Below are 26,011 nucleotides of genomic sequence, written 5' to 3'. Positions count from 1 at the left end.
CAAGGTCCGCAAAAGTTCACGTTGGCTTTAGTTGTTCGGGTAGAGAAACAGTGTGACGGGCCAATGATTTTCACAGGTTTACCGTCTCTATGGGCGTATTATTGAACAGAAAGCTTGATAGGGATAATCGTTCGTTGCTATGCTATCTATCGCCATGGACTATCGTGGCGATGGAGGATGAATAATGAATATTCGCGATCTTGAATACCTGGTAGCGCTCGCCGAACACCGCCACTTCCGGCGGGCGGCTGACTCATGCCACGTGAGCCAACCGACGCTCAGCGGACAGATCCGCAAGCTCGAGGATGAACTTGGCGTCATGCTGCTGGAGCGCACCAGCCGTAAGGTTCTGTTTACCCAGGCGGGGCTGTTGCTGGTGGATCAGGCGCGTACCGTGTTACGCGAAGTAAAAGTGCTCAAGGAGATGGCAAGCCAACAAGGGGAAACCATGTCCGGGCCGTTGCATATCGGCTTGATCCCGACAATTGGCCCGTACCTGCTGCCGCAAATCATTCCGATGCTGCACCAAACCTTTCCGAAACTGGAAATGTACCTGCACGAAGCGCAGACCCATCAGCTGCTGGCCCAGCTCGACAGCGGTAAGCTCGACTGCGCCATTCTGGCGCTGGTCAAAGAGAGCGAGGCCTTTATCGAGGTGCCGCTGTTTGATGAGCCGATGATGCTGGCTATCTATGAGGATCACCCGTGGGCGAACCGCGACCGGGTGCCGATGTCGGATCTGGCTGGTGAAAAGCTGCTGATGCTGGAGGATGGCCACTGTCTGCGCGATCAGGCGATGGGCTTTTGCTTTGAAGCAGGAGCGGATGAGGATACCCACTTCCGGGCGACCAGTCTGGAAACGCTACGCAATATGGTGGCGGCGGGCAGCGGCATTACCTTGCTGCCTGCGCTGGCGGTACCGCAGGAAAGAAAACGCGATGGCGTGGTCTATCTGCCGTGCATTAAGCCAGAGCCAAGACGAACCATCGGCCTGGTTTACCGTCCCGGCTCCCCGCTGCGCAGCCGCTATGAACATCTGGCGGAGGCCATCCGCGGTACGATGGATGGCCATTTCGACAAGGCGTTAAAACAGGCGGTTTAAGCCGTTCAGCGCGGCGACCCGATACGCTTCCGCCATGGTCGGGTAGTTAAAGGTGGTGTTGACGAAGTACTCAATGGTGTTACCACCACCTTTCTGCTCCATGATCGCCTGGCCGATGTGAATGATTTCGGCTGCGCGTTCGCCAAAGCAGTGAATGCCGAGGATCTCCTTGGTCTCCCGATGGAACAGGATCTTCAGGGTTCCCACGCTCATGCCAACGATTTGCGCCCGTGCCAGGTGTTTAAACTGGGCGCGACCCACCTCATACGGCACTTTCATTGCCGTCAGCTGCTGCTCGGTTTTCCCGACGGAGCTGATTTCCGGAATGGTGTAGATCCCGGTGGGGATATCTTCAATCAGATGCGCCGAGGCTTCGCCTTTCACCAGCGCCTGGGCGGCAATGCGCCCTTGATCGTAAGCGGCAGAAGCCAGGCTTGGATAGCCGATGACATCGCCAACCGCATAAATGTGCGGGAGGGCGGTCTGGTACATGCTGTTGACCTTCAGCTGGCCGCGGCTGTCAGTCTGCAGACCGATGTTTTCCAGCGCCAGGGTGTCGGTATTGCCGGTGCGGCCGTTGGCGTACAGCAGGCAATCGGCCTTCAGCTTTTTGCCGGACTTCAGGTGCATGATCACGCCGTCATCCACCCCCTCAATTTTCTCATACTCCTCATTGTGGCGAATGACCACGCCGCTGTTCCAGAAGTGATAAGAGAGCGAGTCTGACATCTCCTGATCGAGGAAGGCCAGCAGACGATCGCGGGTGTTGATCAGATCGACCTTCACCTCCATGCCGCGGAAGATCGAGGCGTATTCACAACCGATCACCCCGGCGCCGTAAATGATCACGTGGCGCGGCTCATGCTGCAGGCTGAGAATCGAATCGCTGTCATAGATGCGCGGGTGGTGGAAATCGACATCGGCCGGATGGTAGGGACGTGACCCGCAGGCGATAACGAATTTCTCCGCAGTCACCGTCTCGACCGTGCCGTCATGGCATTCCAGCGCCAGAGTATGTTCATCAACGAAGTGCGCATTGCCCTGCAGAATTTCACAGTGGTTGCGCTCATAGAATCCCTGGCGCATATGAGTCTGCTGGTTGATGACGCTGTCGGCATGGTTGAGGATGTCGGCGAAAGAAGAGCGAAGAAGGCGGGAGTGGTCGCTGTAGAGGGGGTTTTGGTTAAACTCGATAATACGGCTGACGGCATGGCGGAGGGCTTTCGACGGGATGGTGCCCCAGTGGGTGCAACCGCCGCCGACATTATGGTAGCGCTCAATGACGGCAACGCGTACTCCCTGTTTCACCAGTCCCATGGCGGCGCCTTCGCCGCCAGGACCGGAACCAATCACTATTGCATCATAATCCCAAGAGTGTGACATGGCATTACTCACCTGTTTTATACATAAAATAAACACGATGATAACATTCGCTGCGCTTTAACCCAATTATCGTTGTGCTTTTTTGCGGCATAAAAGCAGAAACGGCTCGTAAACAATCATTCACAATCCAGTGCAAACCGATTAGTTTTAATCTCTGGTATAGTGCCAGCAGGGCTATTGGAAGGATTCATACATCGTGATGGGCGTAAGAGCACAACAAAAAGAAAAAACCCGCCGTTCGCTGGTGGAAGCAGCATTCAGCCAACTTAGCGCTGAGCGGAGTTTCGCCAGCCTGAGCTTGCGCGAAGTGGCGCGGGAAGCTGGGATCGCGCCGACGTCCTTTTATCGTCATTTTCGCGATGTCGATGAGTTAGGCCTGACGATGGTCGATGAGAGCGGACTGATGCTGCGCCAGCTGATGCGCCAGGCGCGCCAGAGAATTGCTAAAGGCGGCAGCGTGATCCGTACCTCGGTCTCCACCTTTATGGAGTTTATCGGTAACAACCCGAACGCCTTCCGCTTGCTGTTGCGAGAGCGCTCGGGAACCTCTGCGGCGTTTCGCGCCGCCGTCGCGCGCGAGATCCAGCACTTTATCGCGGAACTCGCCGACTATTTAGAACTCGAAAACCATATGCCGCGCGCCTTCACCGAAGCGCAGGCTGAAGCTATGGTCACCATCGTCTTTAGCGCTGGCGCGGAAGCGCTGGATGTCGGCCCTGAACAGCGCCGGCAGCTGGAAGAACGGTTGGTGCTGCAGCTCAGAATGATCTCGAAAGGCGCGTATTACTGGTATCGCCGTGAACAAGAAAAAATGTCACATCATTCCGAATAACGTGAAGGACGAGCAATGAAACACTCAGTTCAAGATAAAGGTACGCTGCTGCTGGCGCTGATTGCCGGGTTATCCATTAATGGCGCCTTTGCGGCGCTGTTCAGTTCGATAGTTCCGTTTTCCGTCTTCCCGATTTTATCCCTGCTGCTGACGGTCTACTGTCTGCATCAGCGCTATCAGAATCGCAGTATGCCCGTTGGGCTTCCGGGCCTGGCCGCCGCCTTTTTTATTCTCGGGGTACTGTTGTACAGCACCGTCGTGCGTGCGGAGTACCCGGATATCGGCTCTAACTTCTTCCCGGCCGTTCTGTCCGTCGCGATGGTCTTCTGGATCGGCTACAAGATGCGTAACCGCAAAAATACGGCAGCCGAGTAAGCCGCCAGTGGTGTAAAAAAAACCGGCAATATGACATTGCCGGTTTTTTTGGGCCTATTTCCGGGTCAGCAGAACGCCGCATTCCATATGATGGGTGTACGGGAACTGATCGAACAGCGCCAGTCGGGTGACGTTGTGCGTCTGGCTTAACGTCTCCAGATTGCGGCACAGCGTTTCCGGGTTGCACGAAATGTACAGAATGCGCGGATAGGCCTGCACCATTTTTTCCGTTTCGCTGTCCAGTCCGCTGCGCGGCGGATCGACGAAAATGGTCTCGCACTGATAGCTCTGCAGATCGATACCCTGCAGCCGGTTGAACTCCCGCACGCCATTCATCGCCTGAGTAAACTCTTCCGCCGCCATGCGGATAATCTGCACGTTGTCGATATGGTTAGCGGCGATGTTGTACTGCGCCGCAGCCACCGACGGTTTGGCGATTTCGGTGGCCAGCACGCGATCAAAATTACGCGCCAGCGCCAGCGAGAAGTTACCGTTGCCGCAGTACAATTCCAGCAGGTCGCCGGTCGCCCCTTTGGTGACATCCAGCGCCCACTCCAGCATCTGAATGTTCATGGCCGCGTTCGGCTGGGTAAAGCTGTTTTCCACCTGACGGTAGATCATCTCTCGCCCGCCAACCGGCAGACGTTCATCTATATAGTCCTGATCGAGTTCGATTTTGGTTTTGGTCGCCCGTCCAATCAGATGCACATTGAGTCCCTGGGCTCGCAGGGCGTCACGCAGCGCCTCCGCTTGCTCACGCCAGGCATCATCGAGTTTTTTATGATACAGCAGCGAAACGACCGCCTGGTTGCTGAGGGTGGTCAGATAGTCAATCTGGAACAGCTTATGGCGCAGCACGGGATTGTTGCGCACGCCCTCCAGCATGGCGGTCATCAACTGATTGATAAGCGCGCTGGCGGCCGGAAAGCTGTCAACGCGAATCCGCGACCGGGTCTGCTGATCGAAAATAATATGGTACAGATCGTCGCCATCGTGCCACAGACGGAACTCGGCGCGCATCCGGTAGTGGCTGACCGGCGAACGAAACACTTCCGGAACCGGCGCGGCAAAAGGCGCCATCATGGTTTGCAAACGGACGACTTTTTCTGCCAGCTGCGCTTCGTATTGTTCGGTAGGAAGGTGTTCGGGGGTCATGATGCATCCTGAATAAAATAAGTACGCGGGGATTGTAGGGAAAGCGCCGGGGATGTCCAGCCTCGAATGTGGCGGGAAATATAATTAGCAGTCTGGACATCTATATGATTCTAATTGTAGCATTCGCCTACCGGTCCTGTGAGTTAAAAGGGAACCCAGTGGAAATCTGGGGCTGACGCGCAGCGGTAAGGAAGGTGAGAAATGAGCGCACTCGGTGCAGACACTGCGGCTAGCCGTGGGAAGTCATTATTTCTTGAAACAGCCTCCAAGCCCGAAGACCTGCCGGAATACGTCGCACTGGGTTTTATCGTCGCGAGCAACTGATAAAACCAGCGGCATCCTTTTTCTGTTTCGGATGCTTTTACAATGATTAAAAAAGCTTCGCTGATGACGGCTTTATCCGTCACGGCATTTTCCGGCTGGGCGCAGGATAGCAATTCAGATACGTTAGTGGTGACAGCAAACCGTTTTCAACAGCCGGTCAATACCGTGCTGGCGCCGACCGACATTGTGACGCGCGATGATATCGACCGCTGGCAGTCCAAAGATTTAAACGATGTCATGCGTCGTCTTCCTGGGGTCGATATTGCCCGCAACGGCGGCATGGGGCAGAGCGCTTCGCTGTATGTCCGGGGGACGGAGGCTCGTCACGTGCTGGTGCTGATCGACGGTGTGCCGATGGCGCGTCCGGGGATCTCCAATGGCGTAGATATCAGTCAGATCCCTATCTCGCTGGTCCAGCGGGTGGAATACATCCGTGGCCCGCGCTCCGCAGTCTACGGCTCCGGAGCGATCGGTGGGGTGGTGAACATTATCACCATGACCGACGCTGAGCGTTCGCAAATTAACGCCGGCGCGGGGACGAACGGCTACCAGTCCTATGACGGCGCCTTTAACAAGCGGTTTGGCGATACGCTGGTTACCGCTGCCGGCGCCTATCAGACCACCAAAGGATTTAACGTTCAGCCAAACTCCTCTTATAGTGGCGACAGCGATCGCGACGGCTACCGCAATAAAATGCTGTGGGGCGGGGTACAGCATCAGTTCGATGACAACTTCTCAGGTTTCTTCCGCGGCTATGGTTATTCCGCCAACGCTGACTATGACCAGGGCAACTGGGGCTACGCAGGCGGAAACGATGAAGATCAGTCTTATACTCAGTCCTGGGATACCGGTCTGCACTACCACTCCGGGATTTACTCCTCTCAGTTGATTGCTAACTATCAGCGCATCAAAGATTACAACTACAGCAGCGACGCTGGCCGCTATGCCGCGGGCACCACCCTGGATGATATGGAACAGCGCTATATCCAGTGGGGAAATAATGTGGTGGTAGGCCATGGGGCAGTGAGCGGCGGCGTTGACTGGAAACAAGAGAAGCTGAAATCCAGCGGAACGACCAGTACCGACGTGTATAAGCGTGACACCACCGGTCTTTATCTGACTGGGCAGCAGCAGATTGATAGCGTGACGCTGGAAGCTTCCGGCCGTGAGGATCATGACGAGCAGTTTGGCTGGCACGGAACCTGGCAGACGGCGGCAGGCTGGGAGTTTATCGACGGTTATCGGACAACGCTCTCGTACGGTACAGGATTCCTCGCCCCCTCCCTTGGGCAGCAGTATGGCGCAGAGCGTTTTGGCATCGCCTCTAACCCGAACCTGAAACCCGAGGAGTCGAAGCAATGGGAAGCGGGCCTCGAAGGGTTAACGGGGCCGCTCGACTGGCGCCTCTCCGCGTATCGCTATGAGATTCAGAACCTCATCGATTACGACAACAACGCCTATTACAACGTCAAGTCTGCGACGATCAAGGGGCTGGAGTGGACGGGGAATGTCACCACCGGGCCGGTGGAGCATCATCTGACGCTGCAGTATGTTGACCCTCGCGATGACGAAACCAACAAGATCCTCTATCGCCGGGCGAAGCAGCAGGTGAAATACGAGCTGAACGGTCAGGTCTACGATCTGGGGTGGGATGTGACGTATCACTACATCGGCAAGCGTTACGATTATGACTACGACAACTCGCGTACCGTCAATATGGGTGGGTTGAGCCTCTGGGATGTCGGTTTATCGTATCCCGTCACCTCACACCTGACAGTTCGTGGTAAAATAGCCAATCTGTTCGATAAAGATTACGAGACAGTTTATGGCTACCAATCTGCAGGACGGGAATACACCTTGTCTGGCAGCTACACCTTCTGATCCACGTCCCACCGTGCTGGTGTTTGATTCCGGCGTCGGTGGGTTGTCAGTTTATAATGAGATTCGGCAGTTGCTGCCGAATCTGCATTACATCTATGCTTTTGATAACGTCGCTTTCCCGTACGGTGAGAAGAGCGAGGAGTTTATCGTTGAGCGCGTTGTGGAAATCGTGACTGCCGTTCAGCAACGCTATCCACTGGCGCTGGCCGTCATCGCCTGTAACACCGCCAGTACCGTCTCACTGCCTGCCCTGCGTGAAAAGTTCGCTTTCCCCGTCGTTGGCGTGGTGCCGGCGATCAAGCCCGCCGCCCGCTTAACGGCGAACGGTATTGTTGGCCTGCTGGCGACGCGCGGTACCGTTAAGCGTCCTTATACCCGTGAGCTGATCGACCGCTTTGCCAATGAATGTCGGATTGAGATGCTGGGGTCGGCGGAGCTGGTGGAGCTGGCGGAAGCGAAGCTGCATGGCGAGCCTGTGCCGTTAGAAGAGCTGCGCCGTATCCTGCGCCCGTGGCTGCGGATGCAGGAGCCGCCGGATACGGTGGTGCTGGGCTGCACCCACTTTCCTCTTTTACAGGAGGAGCTGCAGCGCGTTCTGCCGGAGGGCACGCGGCTTATCGATTCTGGCGCGGCGATTGCCCGCCGCACCGCCTGGCTGTTAGAGCATGAAGCGCCGGACGCGAAGTCCAGTGACGAGAATAAAGCATTCTGCATGGCGCTGACGGCAGAAACAGAACAACTTTTACCCGTTCTGCATCGCTATGGTTTCCCAACGCTGGAAAAATTACCGCTTTAAGGGCGTTTTGCACAAAAAAGAGACGGTTGAATAATTTTTTGAAAACAGGGCTTGTCAACGTCTCAGAACTCCCTATAATGCGCCTCCACTGACACGGAACAACGGCAAGCAAGCCGCCGGGTCAGCAGGGTTTCGGCGATGAAGTTCAACGCTGAAAACCGACAGAGAAAAGCAAAATAAGCGCTTGACTCTGCATGAGGAAAACGTATTATACGGGACCTCGCAACGGTGAGCTGAAAGCCGCGTTGCAACTGCTCTTTAACAATTTATCAGACAATCTGTGTGGGCACTCAAAGTGACATGGATTCTTAACGTCCTCGGACGAAAAATGAATACCAAGTCTCTGAGTGAACATACGTAATTCATTACGAAGTTTAATTCACGAGCATCAAACTTAAATTGAAGAGTTTGATCATGGCTCAGATTGAACGCTGGCGGCAGGCCTAACACATGCAAGTCGAGCGGTAGCACAGAGAGCTTGCTCTCGGGTGACGAGCGGCGGACGGGTGAGTAATGTCTGGGAAACTGCCTGATGGAGGGGGATAACTACTGGAAACGGTAGCTAATACCGCATAACGTCGCAAGACCAAAGTGGGGGACCTTCGGGCCTCATGCCATCAGATGTGCCCAGATGGGATTAGCTGGTAGGTGGGGTAACGGCTCACCTAGGCGACGATCCCTAGCTGGTCTGAGAGGATGACCAGCCACACTGGAACTGAGACACGGTCCAGACTCCTACGGGAGGCAGCAGTGGGGAATATTGCACAATGGGCGCAAGCCTGATGCAGCCATGCCGCGTGTGTGAAGAAGGCCTTCGGGTTGTAAAGCACTTTCAGCGGGGAGGAAGGCGGTGAGGTTAATAACCTCACCGATTGACGTTACCCGCAGAAGAAGCACCGGCTAACTCCGTGCCAGCAGCCGCGGTAATACGGAGGGTGCAAGCGTTAATCGGAATTACTGGGCGTAAAGCGCACGCAGGCGGTCTGTCAAGTCGGATGTGAAATCCCCGGGCTCAACCTGGGAACTGCATTCGAAACTGGCAGGCTAGAGTCTTGTAGAGGGGGGTAGAATTCCAGGTGTAGCGGTGAAATGCGTAGAGATCTGGAGGAATACCGGTGGCGAAGGCGGCCCCCTGGACAAAGACTGACGCTCAGGTGCGAAAGCGTGGGGAGCAAACAGGATTAGATACCCTGGTAGTCCACGCTGTAAACGATGTCGATTTGGAGGTTGTGCCCTTGAGGCGTGGCTTCCGGAGCTAACGCGTTAAATCGACCGCCTGGGGAGTACGGCCGCAAGGTTAAAACTCAAATGAATTGACGGGGGCCCGCACAAGCGGTGGAGCATGTGGTTTAATTCGATGCAACGCGAAGAACCTTACCTGGTCTTGACATCCACAGAACTTTCCAGAGATGGATTGGTGCCTTCGGGAACTGTGAGACAGGTGCTGCATGGCTGTCGTCAGCTCGTGTTGTGAAATGTTGGGTTAAGTCCCGCAACGAGCGCAACCCTTATCCTTTGTTGCCAGCGGTTAGGCCGGGAACTCAAAGGAGACTGCCAGTGATAAACTGGAGGAAGGTGGGGATGACGTCAAGTCATCATGGCCCTTACGACCAGGGCTACACACGTGCTACAATGGCATATACAAAGAGAAGCGACCTCGCGAGAGCAAGCGGACCTCATAAAGTATGTCGTAGTCCGGATTGGAGTCTGCAACTCGACTCCATGAAGTCGGAATCGCTAGTAATCGTAGATCAGAATGCTACGGTGAATACGTTCCCGGGCCTTGTACACACCGCCCGTCACACCATGGGAGTGGGTTGCAAAAGAAGTAGGTAGCTTAACCTTCGGGAGGGCGCTTACCACTTTGTGATTCATGACTGGGGTGAAGTCGTAACAAGGTAACCGTAGGGGAACCTGCGGTTGGATCACCTCCTTACCTTAAAGAACCTGCCTTTGTAGTGCTCACACAGATTGTCTGATGAAAAACAGCAGTAAAAACCTCTACAGGCTTGTAGCTCAGGTGGTTAGAGCGCACCCCTGATAAGGGTGAGGTCGGTGGTTCAAGTCCACTCAGGCCTACCAAATTTGCGAAGCAAATTTGAAGAGGTTGCAAACGATGGGGCTATAGCTCAGCTGGGAGAGCGCCTGCTTTGCACGCAGGAGGTCTGCGGTTCGATCCCGCATAGCTCCACCATCTTTACTGCAAACACAAGAAAACTTCAGAGTGAACCTGAAAAGGTGCACTGCGAAGTTTTGCTCTTTAAAAATCTGGATCAAGCTGAAAATTGAAACGACACACAGTTAATGTGTGTTCGAGTCTCTCAAATTTTCGCGACACGATGGTGTTTTACGAAACATCTTCGGGTTGTGAGGTTAAGCGACTAAGCGTACACGGTGGATGCCCTGGCAGTCAGAGGCGATGAAGGACGTGCTAATCTGCGAAAAGCGTCGGTAAGGTGATATGAACCGTTATAACCGGCGATGTCCGAATGGGGAAACCCAGTGTGATTCGTCACACTATCGTTAACTGAATACATAGGTTAACGAGGCGAACCGGGGGAACTGAAACATCTAAGTACCCCGAGGAAAAGAAATCAACCGAGATTCCCCCAGTAGCGGCGAGCGAACGGGGAGCAGCCCAGAGTCTGAATCAGCTTGTGTGTTAGTGGAACGGTCTGGAAAGTCCGACGGTACAGGGTGATAGTCCCGTACACCAAAATGCACAGGTTGTGAACTCGAAGAGTAGGGCGGGACACGTGGTATCCTGTCTGAATATGGGGGGACCATCCTCCAAGGCTAAATACTCCTGACTGACCGATAGTGAACCAGTACCGTGAGGGAAAGGCGAAAAGAACCCCGGCGAGGGGAGTGAAAAAGAACCTGAAACCGTGTACGTACAAGCAGTGGGAGCACCTTCGGGTGTGACTGCGTACCTTTTGTATAATGGGTCAGCGACTTATATTCTGTAGCAAGGTTAACCGTATAGGGGAGCCGCAGGGAAACCGAGTCTTAACTGGGCGTTAAGTTGCAGGGTATAGACCCGAAACCCGGTGATCTAGCCATGGGCAGGTTGAAGGTTGGGTAACACTAACTGGAGGACCGAACCGACTAATGTTGAAAAATTAGCGGATGACTTGTGGCTGGGGGTGAAAGGCCAATCAAACCGGGAGATAGCTGGTTCTCCCCGAAAGCTATTTAGGTAGCGCCTCGTGAACTCATCTTCGGGGGTAGAGCACTGTTTCGGCTAGGGGGTCATCCCGACTTACCAACCCGATGCAAACTACGAATACCGAAGAATGTTATCACGGGAGACACACGGCGGGTGCTAACGTCCGTCGTGAAGAGGGAAACAACCCAGACCGCCAGCTAAGGTCCCAAAGTCATGGTTAAGTGGGAAACGATGTGGGAAGGCACAGACAGCCAGGATGTTGGCTTAGAAGCAGCCATCATTTAAAGAAAGCGTAATAGCTCACTGGTCGAGTCGGCCTGCGCGGAAGATGTAACGGGGCTAAACCATGCACCGAAGCTGCGGCAGCGACACTATGTGTTGTTGGGTAGGGGAGCGTTCTGTAAGCCTGCGAAGGTGGCCTGTGAGGGTTGCTGGAGGTATCAGAAGTGCGAATGCTGACATAAGTAACGATAAAGCGGGTGAAAAGCCCGCTCGCCGGAAGACCAAGGGTTCCTGTCCAACGTTAATCGGGGCAGGGTGAGTCGACCCCTAAGGCGAGGCCGAAAGGCGTAGTCGATGGGAAACAGGTTAATATTCCTGTACTTGGTGTTACTGCGAAGGGGGGACGGAGAAGGCTATGTTAGCCGGGCGACGGTTGTCCCGGTTTAAGCATGTAGGCGGAGGTTCCAGGTAAATCCGGTACCTTTTAACGCTGAGGTGTGATGACGAGGCACTACGGTGCTGAAGTAACAAATGCCCTGCTTCCAGGAAAAGCCTCTAAGCATCAGGTAACATTAAATCGTACCCCAAACCGACACAGGTGGTCAGGTAGAGAATACCAAGGCGCTTGAGAGAACTCGGGTGAAGGAACTAGGCAAAATGGTGCCGTAACTTCGGGAGAAGGCACGCTGGTGTGTAGGTGAAGTCCCTGCGGACGGAGCTGAGACCAGTCGAAGATACCAGCTGGCTGCAACTGTTTATTAAAAACACAGCACTGTGCAAACACGAAAGTGGACGTATACGGTGTGACGCCTGCCCGGTGCCGGAAGGTTAATTGATGGGGTTATCCGTAAGGAGAAGCTCTTGATCGAAGCCCCGGTAAACGGCGGCCGTAACTATAACGGTCCTAAGGTAGCGAAATTCCTTGTCGGGTAAGTTCCGACCTGCACGAATGGCGTAATGATGGCCAGGCTGTCTCCACCCGAGACTCAGTGAAATTGAACTCGCTGTGAAGATGCAGTGTACCCGCGGCAAGACGGAAAGACCCCGTGAACCTTTACTATAGCTTGACACTGAACATTGAGCCTTGATGTGTAGGATAGGTGGGAGGCTTTGAAGCGTGGACGCCAGTCTGCGTGGAGCCAACCTTGAAATACCACCCTTTAATGTTTGATGTTCTAACGTAGGCCCCTGACCGGGGTTGCGGACAGTGTCTGGTGGGTAGTTTGACTGGGGCGGTCTCCTCCCAAAGAGTAACGGAGGAGCACGAAGGTTAGCTAATCCTGGTCGGACATCAGGAGGTTAGTGCAATGGCATAAGCTAGCTTGACTGCGAGCGTGACGGCGCGAGCAGGTGCGAAAGCAGGTCATAGTGATCCGGTGGTTCTGAATGGAAGGGCCATCGCTCAACGGATAAAAGGTACTCCGGGGATAACAGGCTGATACCGCCCAAGAGTTCATATCGACGGCGGTGTTTGGCACCTCGATGTCGGCTCATCACATCCTGGGGCTGAAGTAGGTCCCAAGGGTATGGCTGTTCGCCATTTAAAGTGGTACGCGAGCTGGGTTTAGAACGTCGTGAGACAGTTCGGTCCCTATCTGCCGTGGGCGCTGGAGAATTGAGGGGGGCTGCTCCTAGTACGAGAGGACCGGAGTGGACGCATCACTGGTGTTCGGGTTGTCATGCCAATGGCACTGCCCGGTAGCTAAATGCGGAAGAGATAAGTGCTGAAAGCATCTAAGCACGAAACTTGCCCCGAGATGAGTTCTCCCTGAGACTTTAAGTCTCCTGAAGGAACGTTGAAGACGACGACGTTGATAGGCCGGGTGTGTAAGCGCAGCGATGCGTTGAGCTAACCGGTACTAATGAACCGTGAGGCTTAACCTTACAACGCCGAAGCTGTTTTGGCGATTTGAGAGAAGATTTTCAGCTCTGATACAGATTACTCGATGCGTCCGTGAGACGTGTTGATAAAACAGAATTTGCCTGGCGGCGATAGCGCGGTGGTCCCACCTGACCCCATGCCGAACTCAGAAGTGAAACGCCGTAGCGCCGATGGTAGTGTGGGGTCTCCCCATGTGAGAGTAGGGAACTGCCAGGCATCAAATTGCAGTAAGCCGGGGTGACAACCGGTGGTAATAAAGCGAAGAAATTCGGTGGAGCGGTAGTTCAGTCGGTTAGAATACCTGCCTGTCACGCAGGGGGTCGCGGGTTCGAGTCCCGTCCGTTCCGCCACTTATTAAAATTAAGCCTGCTATATTAGCGGGCTTAATAGCGAGAAAGATTTAGGGGCGTAGCTCAGTTGGTAGAGCACCGGTCTCCAAAACCGGGTGTCGCGAGTTCGAGTCTCTCCGCCCCTGCCATATATAATCCTTTGCTTAGGCAAAGGATTTTTTTTGCTTGTAATTTTTCCATTCCTCTCTCTTCCTTGCTTTCTGAGCACTCCATCCATGGAGTCAGATCTTTATTCCAGTATGCTGCTTTTCAGGATCTCGCGAATATGCGCTTGTTTATCACTATTTTGTAGCCAAATGGCATACAGAGGACGTGAGAGCGTTACGCTATCGGTCACCGTATGCAGACCACTTTTCTGCTGCGCCCAACTGACGGGTAACCAGGTACAGCCATTCAAGGTACTGAGTTGCTGATAAGCCAGTTCTGCGGAGCTCGTCGTTAACAGTGGCACATCATCGCTACCAATCAGCCCCACTTCGTTTTGCTGGAAATCCGGCCCCCATTCCAGACGCAGGTAGTTCAAATCATTCTTATTTTTCCCTGGGGCGGCACAATAGAGCGCCAGGGTGAAATTACCCAGCAACTGGCAGCTTAATTCATCCATCTTCGGTGATTCAGTTGTGATCAGGAGATCGAGCTGGCGTTCATGCAACTGTTTAACTAATGACTGACGTTGGGCGATCCGCGCCTCGAATTGCAGGTTATAGGGATCTTTGTAGAGAGTCCCCAGCCAGCCGTTCAGTAGACATTCCCACAGCGACGCGCTGGCCCCGATGGAGAATTCGTTATGTCGCGAAGAGTGAGCGACCTCCTTGCGCGCGGCCTGCCAGGTGTTCATCAACGTTTCGGCGTAGGGCAGTAGCTTTTCTCCGGCGGTCGTCAGACGAATGTTATTACGATGGCGGGTGAACAGGTTCACGCCAAGTTGATTCTCCAGCTGACGAATACGAAAGCTGACCGCTGACTGCGTCAGGTAAAGTGCCTCTGCTGCCCGCCCAAAGTGACGAGTTCTGCTCACTTCCAGGAAAGTCTTGAGCAATTCCGTATCCACACCGTTCTCCACAAAATTATTTGTCGTCATGATTTAAATGTTTTGTTTGACGCTCTGTCAAGCGTAACTAATACTCCGCGCCATAAATAGCTCGGCCAAAGAATCAGGAGCGTGTAGGATGGCGGAAAGCTTTACGACGACTAATCGTTTTTTCGACAATAAAAATTATCCACGCGGGTTCTCCCGTCATGGTGATTTCACCATCAAAGAGGCGCAACTGCTGGAACGTCATGGTTATGCCTTTAACGAACTGGAACTGGGTAAACGCGAACCTGTTACCGATGATGAAAAACAATTTGTCTCGGTGTGCCGTGGTGAACGTGAGCCGGTAACGGAAGCAGAACGCGTATGGATTAAGTATATGGCACGCATTAAGCGGCCGAAGCGTTTCCATACTCTTTCCGGCGGCAAACCGCAGATGGAAGGCGCTGACGATTACACCGAAAGCGATGACTAAGAAAAAAGGGCGTAAGCCCTTTTTTTACGCCATCATTTTCTGCAGATGGTTTAGCATCCGGTCTATTGCCCGATAGCTGAGCGCCTCCTGCAAATGGCGGCGTTCAATCTCTTCAGCTTCTGCCAGATCGGCAATGGTTCTTGCCACCTTTAACAGACGCTGCCAGGCCCGTATAGAAAGCCCCAGCTGCGTTAACGTCTGTTCCAGCCAAAGCGCATCCTCCTGGCGCAAGTGACAGCAGCTCTTCATTTCACGATTCTCAAGATGCGCATTCAGCTTATTTTGCCTGAGCATTTGACGTTCACGTGCCGCCAGCACACGCTGACGGACCATCGCACTCGATTCTTCGCCCTGCGTGCCCTGGCTCAGTATCCCCGGCGGCGGGAGCGGGATCTCTAAAGAAAGATCGAAGCGGTCGAGAAAAGGGCCGGACAGGCGCCCAAGGTAGCGCAATGTCTGCTCAGGCGACGCGCGATTATGTTTGCCCTGATAATGCCCGGTAGGGCTTGGGTTCATTGCCGCGATAAGCTGAAAACGCGCCGGATAGTCAATCTTGGCGCGCGATCGTGATATGTGGATCTTGCCTGACTCAATGGGTTCACGCAGCGCGTCCAGCACCCGTCGTTCAAACTCTGGCAGTTCATCAAGAAACAGCACGCCATTATGGGCCAGTGAAATCTCGCCGGGGACAGGTATTGAGCCTCCGCCTACCATCGCTGCCAGCGAGGCGCTATGGTGAGGGGCGCGAAACGGCCTCTGACGCCACCGGGTCTTCGCAGTCTGGAGGTTGACCAGACTTTGAATGGCCGTGCTCTCCAGCGCTTCCTGGTTGCTTAATGGCGGCAAAAGGCCGGGGAGCCGGCAGGCAAGCATTGTTTTGCCGGTACCGGGCGGGCCAATCAGCAGCAGGTTGTGGCCACCGGCCGCCACAATCTCCAGCGCTCGCTTGCCTTGTTGCTGGCCGATAACATCACGTAGATCTTCACAGCGTTCATCAACGGCGGGCACGTCGGCGAGAGGCGGCGAGAGCGATGCTTGCCCTGCGAGAAACGCGCACACCTGTTGCAGATGGTCGGCGACCAGGCAATCGCTGCCGCCGATCAGACCCACCTCAGCCGCATTGTCAGAGGAGACGACAATGCGCCGGCCGGCTTTGATGGCTTCCATTGCGCTGGGGATCGCCCCTGGAACGCCGCGTAAGCCGCCTGTAAGGGCGAGTTCGCCCACAAACTCATATTGATTCAATCGGGTAGTGTTGAGCTGCTCTGAGGCGACGAGAAGCGCGAGAGCGATGGGAAGGTCATATCGCCCGCCCTCTTTGGGCAGATCCGCGGGTGCCAGGTTAATGGTTATTTTCTTCGCAGGGAAAGCGTAGCCGCTGTTGATCAAGGCGCTGCGTACCCGGTCGCGGGCCTCTTTCACGGTGGTCTCCGGTAGCCCGACCATGGTCAAGCCAGGCAGACCGCTGCTGAGATGAACCTCGATAGTAATCAATGGCGCTTCGATACCGAGCGCCGCGCGTGTGTAAACGATGGCGAGCGACATAAAACCTCCTGGACAGAGAAGGATTATGACGAGCCTGCCGTGAAACGGCAGCGGCAATAACACGAAGTTAGAAGCATAAATCCATTATTTTCACGCCATCTCGTTACATTTAGCCGAAAATGGAAGCGTGATCGAAAAACGTGGTGCATCCGAAACAGAGATGGGCGCTGAGCGTACAGCGTGAAAGAAAACTGAATTTTTTTCATTTCTGATTTTCTTCATATAAAACAATTATTTTTCCTGAAACTGTTAGGCTGCTCAGAAACCAGGATATAAAAAAATCTTGTGTTTTATGTGATGTCTGTGGTACCTCTTTAGGTATTCCTTCGAACAAGAAGCCAGAAAGTACGAAAATGACAGCCCTTCTACGAGTGATTAGCCTGGTCGTGATTAGCGTGGTGGTGATTATTATCCCACCGTGCGGGGCTGCACTTGGACGAGGAAAGGCTTAAGAATCAAGCCTTAACGAACTAAGACCCCCGCACCGAAAGGTCCGGGGGTTTTTTTATAACTGAAATAACCTAAGCGAGGAGCAGATGATGACTTTTAGCATAAAATTCTGTTTCTCCCGATTTATGACGGGGAACTAACTATGAATGGCGCGCAGTGGGTGGTACATGCTTTGCGGACACAGGGAGTCGACACAGTTTTTGGCTATCCGGGTGGCGCAATTATGCCGGTTTACGATGCACTGTATGACGGCGGCGTGGAGCACCTGCTGTGTCGGCATGAGCAAGGGGCAGCCATGGCGGCTATTGGCTATGCGCGAGCAACCGGGAAAACCGGGGTGTGCATAGCGACGTCCGGCCCGGGCGCGACCAACCTGATCACTGGCCTGGCGGACGCCCTGCTTGATTCCATTCCCATTGTCGCTATCACCGGCCAGGTGGCCGCTCCCTTCATCGGCACGGATGCGTTCCAGGAAGTAGACGTTCTTGGTTTGTCACTGGCCTGTACTAAGCACAGTTTCCTCGTGCAGTCTCTGGATGAGCTGCCGCGGGTTATCGCTGAAGCTTTCCAGGTGGCAAACTCAGGCCGTCCGGGCCCGGTGCTGGTTGATATCCCTAAGGATATTCAGATGGCCCAGGGCGAGCTTGATCCTCATTTCTCTACCGTCGACGATGAGATGGCGTTCCCGCAGGCGGAGGTTGCTCAGGCTCTGCAGATGCTGGCTCAGTCACAGAAGCCGATGCTGTATGTTGGCGGCGGGGTAGGTATGGCGCAGGCGGTACCGGCTTTGCGTGAATTCCTGGCGGTAACCCGAATGCCGGCAACCTGCACGCTAAAAGGGCTGGGCGTGGTGGCCGCAGATTATCCGTATTATCTCGGTATGCTGGGCATGCACGGCACTAAGGCGGCCAACCTGGCGGTACAGGAGTGCGATCTGCTGATCGCTGTCGGCGCGCGCTTTGACGATCGTGTGACCGGTAAGCTCAATACCTTCGCTCCGCATGCCAAAGTGATCCACATGGACATCGATCCGGCGGAGCTGAACAAGCTGCGTCAGGCGCACATCGGTCTGACCGGCGATCTGAACCGCTTGCTGCCGGCGCTGCAGCAGCCGTTAGCTATCGATGCCTGGCGCGAGCATAATGCCGCACTGCGCACCGAGCACGCCTGGCGTTACGATCATCCCGGCGAGGCGATCTACGCGCCGCTGCTGCTGAAGCAGCTTTCCGACCGTAAGCCGGCGGATAGCGTCGTGACAACCGACGTTGGCCAGCACCAGATGTGGTCGGCTCAACATATGACCTATACCCGCCCGGAAAACTTTATCACCTCCAGCGGCTTAGGCACGATGGGCTTTGGCCTGCCAGCCGCCGTTGGTGCCCAGGTGGCGCGCCCGGACGATACGGTGATCTGTATCTCCGGTGACGGTTCCTTCATGATGAACGTGCAGGAGCTGGGCACCGTCAAGCGCAAACAATTACCGTTAAAGATCGTGTTACTCGACAACCAGCGGTTAGGGATGGTTCGACAATGGCAGCAGCTGTTTTTCCAGGAACGTTATAGCGAAACCACTCTGACTGATAACCCTGATTTCCTCACGCTGGCCAGCGCCTTCGGTATTCCTGGCCAACACATCACCCGTAAAGACCAGGTTGAAGCGGCACTCGACACCATGCTTTCGAGCCAGGGGCCATACCTGCTTCATGTCTCAATCGACGAACTTGAGAATGTCTGGCCGTTGGTGCCGCCCGGCGCCAGTAATGCAGAAATGCTGGAGAAATTATCATGAAGCAACATCAGGTCGCTTTGCAGGCGCGTTTCAATCCGGAAACCTTAGAGCGCGTGCTGCGCGTGGTCCGCCACCGTGGTTTTCAAATCTGCGCAATGAATATGGAAACCGCGTCGGATGCGCAAAATATAAATATCGAATTGACCGTTGCCAGCCCGCGGCCCGTCGAATTACTGTTTAGTCAATTAAGTAAACTGGTCGACGTCGCCTGCGTCGAGATCCAGCAACCCACATCACAACAAATCCGCGCCTGAGCGCAGAGGAATAAAAAAAATGACGACGAAGAAAGCTGATTACATTTGGTTCAATGGCGAGATGACCCCATGGGGCGAGGCGAAAGTGCACGTCATGTCCCATGCGTTGCACTACGGGACTTCGGTATTCGAAGGCATCCGCTGCTACGACTCGCACAAGGGCCCGGTGGTGTTCCGTCATCGCGAACATATGCAGCGTCTGCATGACTCAGCCAAAATTTATCGTTTCCCGGTCTCGCAGAGCGTTGATGAGCTGATGGAAGCCTGCCGCGAAGTTATCCGTACCAATAAACTGACCAGCGCTTATATTCGTCCGCTGGTGTTTGTTGGCGATGTTGGCATGGGCGTTAACCCGCCGGACGGTTACAAAACCGACGTTATCATCGCGGCGTTCCCGTGGGGCGCCTACCTCGGCGCAGAAGCGCTGGAGCAGGGGATCGATGCGATGGTTTCTTCCTGGAACCGCGCGGCGCCGAACACCATTCCAACCGCGGCGAAAGCGGGCGGCAACTATCTCTCCTCTCTGCTGGTCGGCAGCGAAGCGCGTCGTCACGGTTATCAGGAAGGTATCGCGCTGGATGTTAACGGTTATATCTCCGAAGGTGCAGGCGAAAACCTGTTTGAGGTAAAAGATGGCGTGCTGTTTACTCCGCCGTTCACCTCTTCCGCGCTGCCGGGCATTACCCGCGACGCGATCATCAAACTGGCGAAAGATCTTGGCATCGAAGTGCGCGAGCAGGTGCTGTCCCGTGAATCGCTGTACCTCGCGGATGAAGTGTTCATGTCCGGCACCGCGGCAGAAATCACCCCGGTACGCAGCGTTGACGGCATCCAGGTCGGCGCAGGCCGCCGCGGGCCGGTGACCAAACGCATTCAGGAAGCCTTCTTTGGCCTCTTCACCGGTGAAACAGAAGATAAATGGGGCTGGTTGGATCCGGTAAGTAAGTAATTAAAAATGGGACGGCACGCACCGTCCCATTTAATAAACAGAGATGGGAGTAAAAAGAGCATGCCTAAGTACCGTTCCGCCACCACCACACATGGCCGCAACATGGCGGGCGCCCGCGCGTTGTGGCGCGCAACCGGAATGACCGATGCCGATTTCGGCAAACCGATTATCGCCGTCGTCAACTCCTTTACCCAGTTTGTCCCCGGGCACGTGCACCTGCGCGATCTCGGCAAACTGGTTGCCGAGCAGATTGAAGCGGCAGGCGGTGTCGCCAAAGAATTTAACACCATCGCGGTGGATGATGGGATCGCCATGGGCCACGGGGGTATGCTCTATTCACTGCCATCCCGCGAGCTGATCGCCGACTCGGTCGAGTACATGGTTAACGCCCACTGCGCCGATGCCATGGTCTGTATCTCCAACTGCGACAAAATCACTCCGGGGATGCTGATGGCCTCTCTGCGCCTGAACATTCCGGTGATCTTTGTTTCCGGTGGCCCAATGGAAGCCGGGAAGACCAAGCTGTCAGATAAAATCATCAAGCTCGACCTGGTGGATGCGATGATCCAGGGGGCGGATCCGAAAGTGTCCGACGAACAGAGTAACCAGGTGGAACGTTCCGCTTGTCCGACCTGTGGTTCCTGTTCCGGGATGTTCACCGCGAACTCCATGAACTGCCTGACCGAAGCGCTGGGCCTGTCACAGCCGGGTAACGGCTCGCTGCTGGCGACCCACGCCGATCGTAAGGAGCTGTTCCTGAACGCCGGTAAACGTATCGTGGAGCTGACCAAACGCTACTACGAGCAGGATGACGCTTCCGCCCTGCCGCGCAATATCGCCAGCAAGGCGGCATTTGAAAACGCCATGACCCTCGATATCGCGATGGGCGGTTCAACCAATACCGTACTGCACCTGCTGGCGGCGGCGCAGGAAGCCGAAATCGACTTCACCATGAGCGATATCGACAAACTGTCCCGCAAGGTCCCGCAGCTGTGTAAAGTGGCGCCGAGTACGCAGAAATACCATATGGAAGACGTGCACCGGGCTGGTGGCGTTCTGGGCATTCTGGGCGAGCTGGACCGCGCGGGGTTACTCAACCGCGATGTGAAAAACGTCCTTGGCCTGACGCTGCCGCAGACCCTGGAACAGTACGATGTAATGGTGACCCAGGACGACGCGGTGAAAAAAATGTTCCGCGCCGGCCCGGCCGGGATCCGTACCACCCAGGCGTTCTCGCAGGATTGCCGCTGGGATACGCTGGATGACGATCGCGCCGAGGGATGTATCCGTTCTCTGGAACATGCCTACAGTAAAGACGGTGGCCTGGCGGTCCTGTACGGTAACTTTGCCGAAAACGGCTGTATCGTCAAAACCGCTGGTGTGGACGATAGCATCCTGAAATTTACCGGCCCGGCGAAAGTTTATGAAAGCCAGGACGAAGCGGTTGATGCCATCCTCGGCGGCAAAGTCGTGGAAGGCGACGTCGTGGTTATTCGCTATGAAGGGCCGAAAGGCGGGCCGGGGATGCAGGAAATGCTCTATCCGACCACCTTCCTGAAGTCCATGGGTCTTGGCAAAGCGTGCGCGCTGATCACCGATGGCCGTTTCTCCGGCGGCACCTCCGGGCTTTCCATCGGCCACGTATCGCCGGAAGCGGCGAGCGGCGGCAACATCGCGATCATCGAAGATGGCGACATGATTGCTATCGATATTCCGAACCGCGGTATTCAGCTGCAGCTCAGCGATGCAGAAATCGCCGCCCGTCGCGAAGCACAGGAAGCGCGTGGCGATAAGGCGTGGACGCCGAAAGACCGCGAGCGCCAGGTCTCCTTTGCACTGCGCGCTTATGCCAGCCTCGCGACCAGCGCCGACAAGGGCGCGGTGCGCGATAAATCAAAACTGGGTGGCTAATTATGGCGGACTCACAACCCCTGTCCGGTGCCCCTGAGGGCGCCGAATACCTGAGAGCAGTGCTGCGCGCGCCAGTTTATGAAGCGGTGCAGAAAACGCCGCTGCAAAAAATGGAGAAGCTCTCTTCGCGGCTGGATAACGTTATTCTGGTCAAACGCGAAGATCGCCAGCCGGTACACAGCTTTAAGCTGCGCGGCGCCTACGCGATGATGTCCAGCCTGACGGCGGAACAGAAATCGAATGGGGTGATCACGGCGTCGGCAGGCAACCATGCGCAGGGAGTGGCTTTCTCAGCCTCCCGGCTTGGGGTTAAGGCGCTGATCGTGATGCCGGTGGCGACCGCCGATATCAAAGTCGATGCCGTTCGCGGTTTTGGCGGCGAAGTGCTGCTGCATGGCGCCAACTTTGACGAAGCGAAAGCTCGGGCGATTGAACTGGCGCAGCAGCAGGGGTTTACCTGGGTGCCGCCATTCGATCACCCGATGGTCATCGCCGGTCAGGGAACGCTGGCGCTGGAGCTGCTGCAGCAGGATGCCCACATTGACCGCGTATTCGTCCCGGTTGGCGGCGGCGGTCTGGCGGCAGGCGTGGCGGTGCTGATCAAGCAGCTGATGCCGCAGATTAAAGTGATAGCGGTAGAAGCGGAAGACTCGGCATGTCTGAAAGCGGCGCTGGATGCCGGCCATCCGGTGGATCTGCCGCGCGTCGGTTTGTTTGCTGAAGGCGTGGCGGTCAAACGCATCGGCGATGAAACCTTCCGTTTGTGCCAGGAGTATCTGGACGACATCATCACTGTCGACAGCGACGCTATTTGCGCGGCGATGAAAGATCTGTTCGAAGATGTGCGGGCGGTGGCGGAGCCTTCCGGCGCGCTGGCGTTGGCGGGGATGAAGAAATATGTCGCCCAGTACAATATTCGCGGCGAGCGACTGGCTCATATTCTGTCCGGGGCCAACGTTAACTTCCACGGCCTGCGATACGTGTCTGAGCGCTGCGAGCTCGGGGAACAGCGCGAAGCGCTGCTGGCGGTGACGATCCCGGAAGAGAAGGGCAGCTTTCTGAAGTTTTGCCAGCTGCTGGGCGGGCGCTCGGTGACGGAGTTCAACTACCGCTTTGCTGATGCTAAAGACGCCTGCATTTTTGTCGGGGTACGCCTGAGTCGCGGGCTGGAGGAGCGGAAAGAGATCCTCCAGTTACTGAACGATGGCGGCTACAGCGTCGTTGACCTTTCCGATGACGAAATGGCCAAGCTCCATGTGCGCTATATGGTCGGCGGCCGGCCGTCCAAAGCGCTGCAGGAGCGGCTGTTCAGCTTCGAGTTCCCTGAATCGCCGGGGGCGCTGCTGAAGTTCCTGCATACCCTTGGCACCCACTGGAATATTTCGCTGTTCCACTACCGTAGCCACGGCACCGACTATGGTCGGGTGTTAGCGGCCTTTGAGCTGGGCGAGCACGAGCCGGACTTTGAAACCCGCCTTAATGAACTGGGCTATGAGTGCCACGATGAAACGCATAACCCGGCGTTCCGCTTTTTCCTCGCGGGCTAGTGGTTAGGCAGGATTTTCCAGAAAGCATCAATAAGCGGCTCATGCAGCCGCTTTTTTTGTGCGCAAACGCCCAGCTCAAACGGGGTTTGCTCATCACTGCGCTCCAGAATCATCACCCGGTTGCGTACTGGTTCCGGGCTGTTTTCCAGTACCACCTCCGGTAGCAGCGCCACGCCGCAGCCGAGGGCGACCATCGACACCATCGCTTCGTGTCCCCCGACGGTGGCATAGATCGACGGGTTGCTGATTTTATGGCGTCGAAACCACAGCTCGATGCGCCGACGTACCGGCCCCTGGTCAGCCATGATAAACGGCACTGTCGACCAGTCCGGACGCTCGACGGTCACCTGGTTACGCACCGGGCAGGGAAGCGCCGGGGCAATTAACACCACGGCGAGGTTCTCCAGCATCGAAAACGCCACCGATCCCGGCAGGGTCTCTGGTTTACCGGCAATCGCCAGGTCGGCTTCGCCGGTGACGACCTTCTCCATGGCGTCAGCGGCATCGCCGGTCGATAATTTTATCTCAACCGAAGGATGCGCGGCGCGAAAGCGGTCGAGGATCGGCGGCAGATGGCTATAAGCGGCGGTGACAGAGCAGAAGATATGCAGCTCACCGGAGAGCGACGGTCCCTGCTGATCGATGGCGTGGCGAAGCTGCTGATACTGCAGTAAGGTCTGCTGGGCAAAGGTGCGTAACTCTTCCCCGGCTTCGGTGAGCGTCACCGTGCGATTATCACGCACGAACAGCGGCTGGCCGAGGTCCTCTTCCAGGCGTTGGATCTGCCGCGAAAGGGTCGAAGGACTGACGTGCATGGCCCGCGCGCTGCGGCCAAAATGGCGGCTTTCCGCCAGATGCAGAAAGGTTTTCAGATCGCGTAAATCCACGGCGCGTACTCCCCGATTTTGTGTTTCATAAATTGCAACGTGACGTTGTGAATATATCAATTTCCGCAATAAAATTCCTGTCATATAGTAAGTTCATTCTCGCAAAAGCGAACCGAACAATAAGCACGACAACACAACATCACGAGGTATCACCATGGCTAACTACTTCAACACACTGAATCTGCGCCAGCAGCTGGCACAGCTGGGCAAATGCCGCTTTATGGGGCGCGATGAATTTGCCGATGGCGCAAGCTATCTTCAGGGTAAAAAAGTAGTCATCGTCGGCTGTGGCGCGCAGGGCCTGAACCAGGGTCTGAACATGCGTGATTCCGGCCTGGATATCTCCTATGCGTTGCGTAAAGAAGCGATTGCCGAGAAGCGCGCTTCCTGGCGTAAAGCGACCGAAAACGGCTTCAAAGTCGGTACCTATGAAGAGCTGATCCCGCAGGCCGACCTGGTGGTTAACCTGACGCCGGACAAACAGCACTCTGACGTTGTGCGTTCCGTACAGCCGCTGATGAAAGACGGCGCGGCGCTGGGTTACTCCCACGGCTTCAACATCGTTGAAGTGGGCGAGCAGATCCGCAAAGACATCACCGTGGTGATGGTGGCGCCGAAGTGCCCGGGTACCGAAGTTCGTGAAGAGTACAAACGCGGTTTCGGCGTGCCGACGCTTATCGCCGTCCACCCGGAAAACGATCCGAAAGGCGAAGGCATGGCTATTGCCAAAGCCTGGGCAGCGGCGACCGGCGGCCATCGTGCGGGCGTTCTGGAATCCTCCTTCGTGGCGGAAGTGAAATCTGACCTGATGGGCGAGCAGACCATCCTCTGCGGCATGCTGCAGGCGGGTTCTCTGCTGTGCTTCGACAAGCTGGTGGCGGAAGGTACCGATCCGGCGTATGCGGAAAAACTGATTCAGTTCGGCTGGGAAACCATCACCGAAGCGCTGAAGCAGGGCGGTATTACCCTGATGATGGATCGCCTCTCTAACCCGGCGAAACTGCGCGCTTATGCACTGTCCGAGCAGCTGAAAGAGATCATGGCGCCGCTGTTCCAGAAACACATGGACGACATCATCTCCGGCGAATTCTCCTCCGGTATGATGGCAGACTGGGCGAACGATGATAAGAAACTGCTGACCTGGCGTGAAGAGACCGGCAAAACCGCTTTCGAAACCGCCCCGCAGTATGAAGGCAAAATCGGCGAGCAGGAGTACTTCGATAAAGGCGTGCTGATGATCGCGATGGTGAAAGCGGGCGTTGAGCTGGCCTTCGAAACCATGGTTGATTCCGGCATCATCGAAGAGTCCGCTTACTATGAATCACTGCACGAGCTGCCGCTGATCGCGAACACTATCGCCCGTAAGCGTCTGTATGAAATGAACGTGGTTATCTCTGATACCGCAGAGTACGGTAACTACCTGTTCTCTTACGCTTGCGTACCGCTGCTGAAAGAGTTTATGACTACCCTGCAGACCGGCGACCTGGGCAAAGCGATTGCTGAAGGCGCGGTAGATAACGCTCAGCTGCGCGATGTGAACGAAGCAATTCGCAGCCACGCTATCGAGCAGGTAGGTAAGAAACTGCGCGGTTATATGACTGATATGAAACGTATCGCGGTAGCCGGCTAATTCCTCGCCGTCTTTCGACTTGCCGATGCGTTGGCTACGGTACGTACACCCCAGTCACATAGTAATCTAT

General features: G+C 55.5%; 19 protein-coding genes, 4 tRNA genes, 3 rRNA genes and 1 riboswitch. Of the genes, 21 read left to right on the top strand and 5 right to left on the bottom strand.

The window, feature by feature from the left end; genetic code table 11:
• Positions 1-184 precede the first annotated feature (184 nt).
• Entirely contained in the window at positions 185-1,102 is a 918-nt protein-coding gene (gene oxyR, locus DTA24_RS27385) for a DNA-binding transcriptional regulator OxyR (RefSeq protein ID WP_008807853.1), read from the top strand.
• On the opposite strand, the gene sthA is transcribed toward oxyR, so the two are convergent.
• The gene (sthA, locus tag DTA24_RS27380) at positions 1,085-2,485 is read right to left on the bottom strand and encodes a Si-specific NAD(P)(+) transhydrogenase (RefSeq protein WP_008807852.1); all 1,401 of its coding nucleotides are present in this window, start codon (positions 2,483-2,485) and stop codon (positions 1,085-1,087) included. The two genes, oxyR and sthA, sit on opposite strands and share 18 nt — an antisense overlap.
• 196 nt (positions 2,486-2,681) lie before the next feature.
• Between sthA and fabR the strand changes: the two genes are divergently transcribed.
• Both fabR and DTA24_RS27370 read left to right on the top strand, forming a co-directional pair.
• Positions 2,682-3,317, top strand: coding sequence for an HTH-type transcriptional repressor FabR (gene fabR, locus DTA24_RS27375; protein ID WP_004151856.1), 636 nt, complete (start codon positions 2,682-2,684; stop codon positions 3,315-3,317).
• A gap of 15 nt (positions 3,318-3,332) precedes the next feature.
• On the top strand, positions 3,333-3,692 hold the full coding sequence (locus tag DTA24_RS27370; protein ID WP_004203691.1) for a YijD family membrane protein: 360 nt from the start codon (positions 3,333-3,335) through the stop codon (positions 3,690-3,692).
• A 54-nt stretch (positions 3,693-3,746) separates the two neighbouring features.
• On the opposite strand, the gene trmA is transcribed toward DTA24_RS27370, so the two are convergent.
• Complete coding sequence (gene trmA / locus DTA24_RS27365; RefSeq protein ID WP_004203692.1) at positions 3,747-4,847, bottom strand: tRNA (uridine(54)-C5)-methyltransferase TrmA; 1,101 nt, start codon at positions 4,845-4,847, stop codon at positions 3,747-3,749.
• Between the two features lie 114 nt (positions 4,848-4,961).
• Positions 4,962-5,149: riboswitch (cobalamin riboswitch) on the top strand.
• A gap of 64 nt (positions 5,150-5,213) precedes the next feature.
• On the opposite strand from trmA, the gene btuB reads away from it, so the two are divergent.
• From btuB to DTA24_RS27320, 9 genes are all read left to right on the top strand, one after another.
• A complete protein-coding gene (btuB, locus tag DTA24_RS27360; protein ID WP_012969208.1) occupies positions 5,214-7,052 on the top strand; it encodes a TonB-dependent vitamin B12 receptor BtuB in 1,839 nt (612 codons plus the stop codon).
• Positions 6,997-7,848, top strand: coding sequence for a glutamate racemase (gene murI / locus DTA24_RS27355; protein ID WP_008807849.1), 852 nt, complete (start codon positions 6,997-6,999; stop codon positions 7,846-7,848). Before btuB ends, murI begins: the two co-directional genes overlap by 56 nt.
• Positions 7,849-8,244: 396 nt before the next feature.
• Positions 8,245-9,784: ribosomal RNA gene (locus DTA24_RS27350) — 16S ribosomal RNA — on the top strand.
• A 69-nt stretch (positions 9,785-9,853) separates the two neighbouring features.
• A tRNA-Ile gene (locus DTA24_RS27345) sits at positions 9,854-9,930 on the top strand.
• A 36-nt stretch (positions 9,931-9,966) separates the two neighbouring features.
• Positions 9,967-10,042: transfer RNA gene (locus DTA24_RS27340), tRNA-Ala, on the top strand.
• Positions 10,043-10,219: 177 nt separating this feature from the next.
• Positions 10,220-13,123 (top strand): 23S ribosomal RNA (locus tag DTA24_RS27335).
• Positions 13,124-13,221: 98 nt separating this feature from the next.
• A 5S ribosomal RNA gene (rrf, locus tag DTA24_RS27330) occupies positions 13,222-13,337 on the top strand.
• The 16S, 23S and 5S rRNA genes sit together here with 4 tRNA genes alongside, the layout of an rRNA operon.
• Before the next feature lie 57 nt (positions 13,338-13,394).
• A tRNA-Asp gene (locus DTA24_RS27325) sits at positions 13,395-13,471 on the top strand.
• 52 nt (positions 13,472-13,523) lie between these two features.
• Positions 13,524-13,599: transfer RNA gene (locus tag DTA24_RS27320), tRNA-Trp, on the top strand.
• Positions 13,600-13,700: 101 nt separating this feature from the next.
• Here DTA24_RS27320 and hdfR read toward each other — a convergent pair.
• On the bottom strand, positions 13,701-14,522 hold the full coding sequence (hdfR, locus tag DTA24_RS27315; RefSeq protein WP_012543255.1) for an HTH-type transcriptional regulator HdfR: 822 nt from the start codon (positions 14,520-14,522) through the stop codon (positions 13,701-13,703).
• A gap of 118 nt (positions 14,523-14,640) precedes the next feature.
• Between hdfR and DTA24_RS27310 the strand changes: the two genes are divergently transcribed.
• The gene (locus DTA24_RS27310) at positions 14,641-14,979 is read left to right on the top strand and encodes a DUF413 domain-containing protein (protein ID WP_004886877.1); all 339 of its coding nucleotides are present in this window, start codon (positions 14,641-14,643) and stop codon (positions 14,977-14,979) included.
• Positions 14,980-15,003: 24 nt separating this feature from the next.
• Here the strand turns inward: DTA24_RS27310 and DTA24_RS27305 are convergent, their stop codons facing one another.
• Positions 15,004-16,524: a YifB family Mg chelatase-like AAA ATPase gene (locus DTA24_RS27305; RefSeq protein ID WP_012543254.1), complete on the bottom strand. Its 1,521-nt coding sequence runs from the start codon at positions 16,522-16,524 to the stop codon at positions 15,004-15,006.
• A gap of 353 nt (positions 16,525-16,877) precedes the next feature.
• On the opposite strand from DTA24_RS27305, the gene ilvL reads away from it, so the two are divergent.
• From ilvL to ilvA, 7 genes are all read left to right on the top strand, one after another.
• A complete protein-coding gene (ilvL, locus tag DTA24_RS27300; RefSeq protein ID WP_001311244.1) occupies positions 16,878-16,976 on the top strand; it encodes an ilv operon leader peptide in 99 nt (32 codons plus the stop codon).
• Between the two features lie 84 nt (positions 16,977-17,060).
• Entirely contained in the window at positions 17,061-17,114 is a 54-nt protein-coding gene (ilvX, locus tag DTA24_RS29150; RefSeq protein WP_201281575.1) for a peptide IlvX, read from the top strand.
• Between the two features lie 2 nt (positions 17,115-17,116).
• Positions 17,117-18,763 carry an acetolactate synthase 2 catalytic subunit gene (ilvG, locus tag DTA24_RS27295; RefSeq protein ID WP_008807982.1) on the top strand — a complete coding sequence of 549 codons (1,647 nt, stop codon included), beginning with the start codon at positions 17,117-17,119 and terminating at the stop codon, positions 18,761-18,763.
• Positions 18,760-19,017 carry an acetolactate synthase 2 small subunit gene (gene ilvM / locus DTA24_RS27290; protein ID WP_008807981.1) on the top strand — a complete coding sequence of 86 codons (258 nt, stop codon included), beginning with the start codon at positions 18,760-18,762 and terminating at the stop codon, positions 19,015-19,017. The genes ilvG and ilvM overlap by 4 nt, the downstream gene beginning before the upstream one ends.
• A gap of 19 nt (positions 19,018-19,036) precedes the next feature.
• Positions 19,037-19,966, top strand: coding sequence for a branched-chain amino acid transaminase (locus DTA24_RS27285; protein ID WP_008807980.1), 930 nt, complete (start codon positions 19,037-19,039; stop codon positions 19,964-19,966).
• Between the two features lie 60 nt (positions 19,967-20,026).
• Positions 20,027-21,877 carry a dihydroxy-acid dehydratase gene (gene ilvD, locus DTA24_RS27280; RefSeq protein WP_008807979.1) on the top strand — a complete coding sequence of 617 codons (1,851 nt, stop codon included), beginning with the start codon at positions 20,027-20,029 and terminating at the stop codon, positions 21,875-21,877.
• 2 nt (positions 21,878-21,879) lie between these two features.
• Positions 21,880-23,424: a threonine ammonia-lyase, biosynthetic gene (gene ilvA, locus DTA24_RS27275; protein ID WP_023296862.1), complete on the top strand. Its 1,545-nt coding sequence runs from the start codon at positions 21,880-21,882 to the stop codon at positions 23,422-23,424.
• Here the strand turns inward: ilvA and ilvY are convergent.
• Positions 23,421-24,311, bottom strand: coding sequence for an HTH-type transcriptional activator IlvY (gene ilvY / locus DTA24_RS27270; RefSeq protein WP_012543253.1), 891 nt, complete (start codon positions 24,309-24,311; stop codon positions 23,421-23,423). The genes ilvA and ilvY overlap by 4 nt on opposite strands.
• A 154-nt stretch (positions 24,312-24,465) precedes the next feature.
• On the opposite strand from ilvY, the gene ilvC reads away from it, so the two are divergent.
• Positions 24,466-25,941: a ketol-acid reductoisomerase gene (gene ilvC, locus DTA24_RS27265; protein WP_008807976.1), complete on the top strand. Its 1,476-nt coding sequence runs from the start codon at positions 24,466-24,468 to the stop codon at positions 25,939-25,941.
• Positions 25,942-26,011: the final 70 nt, after the last annotated feature.

It is taken from the genome of Klebsiella sp. P1CD1 (assembly GCF_003790505.1).
Taxonomy (GTDB): Bacteria; Pseudomonadota; Gammaproteobacteria; order Enterobacterales; family Enterobacteriaceae; genus Klebsiella; species Klebsiella variicola.
The sequence above is the reverse complement of the archived record's forward strand: the minus strand, read 5'-3'. Positions and strand labels throughout refer to the sequence as shown.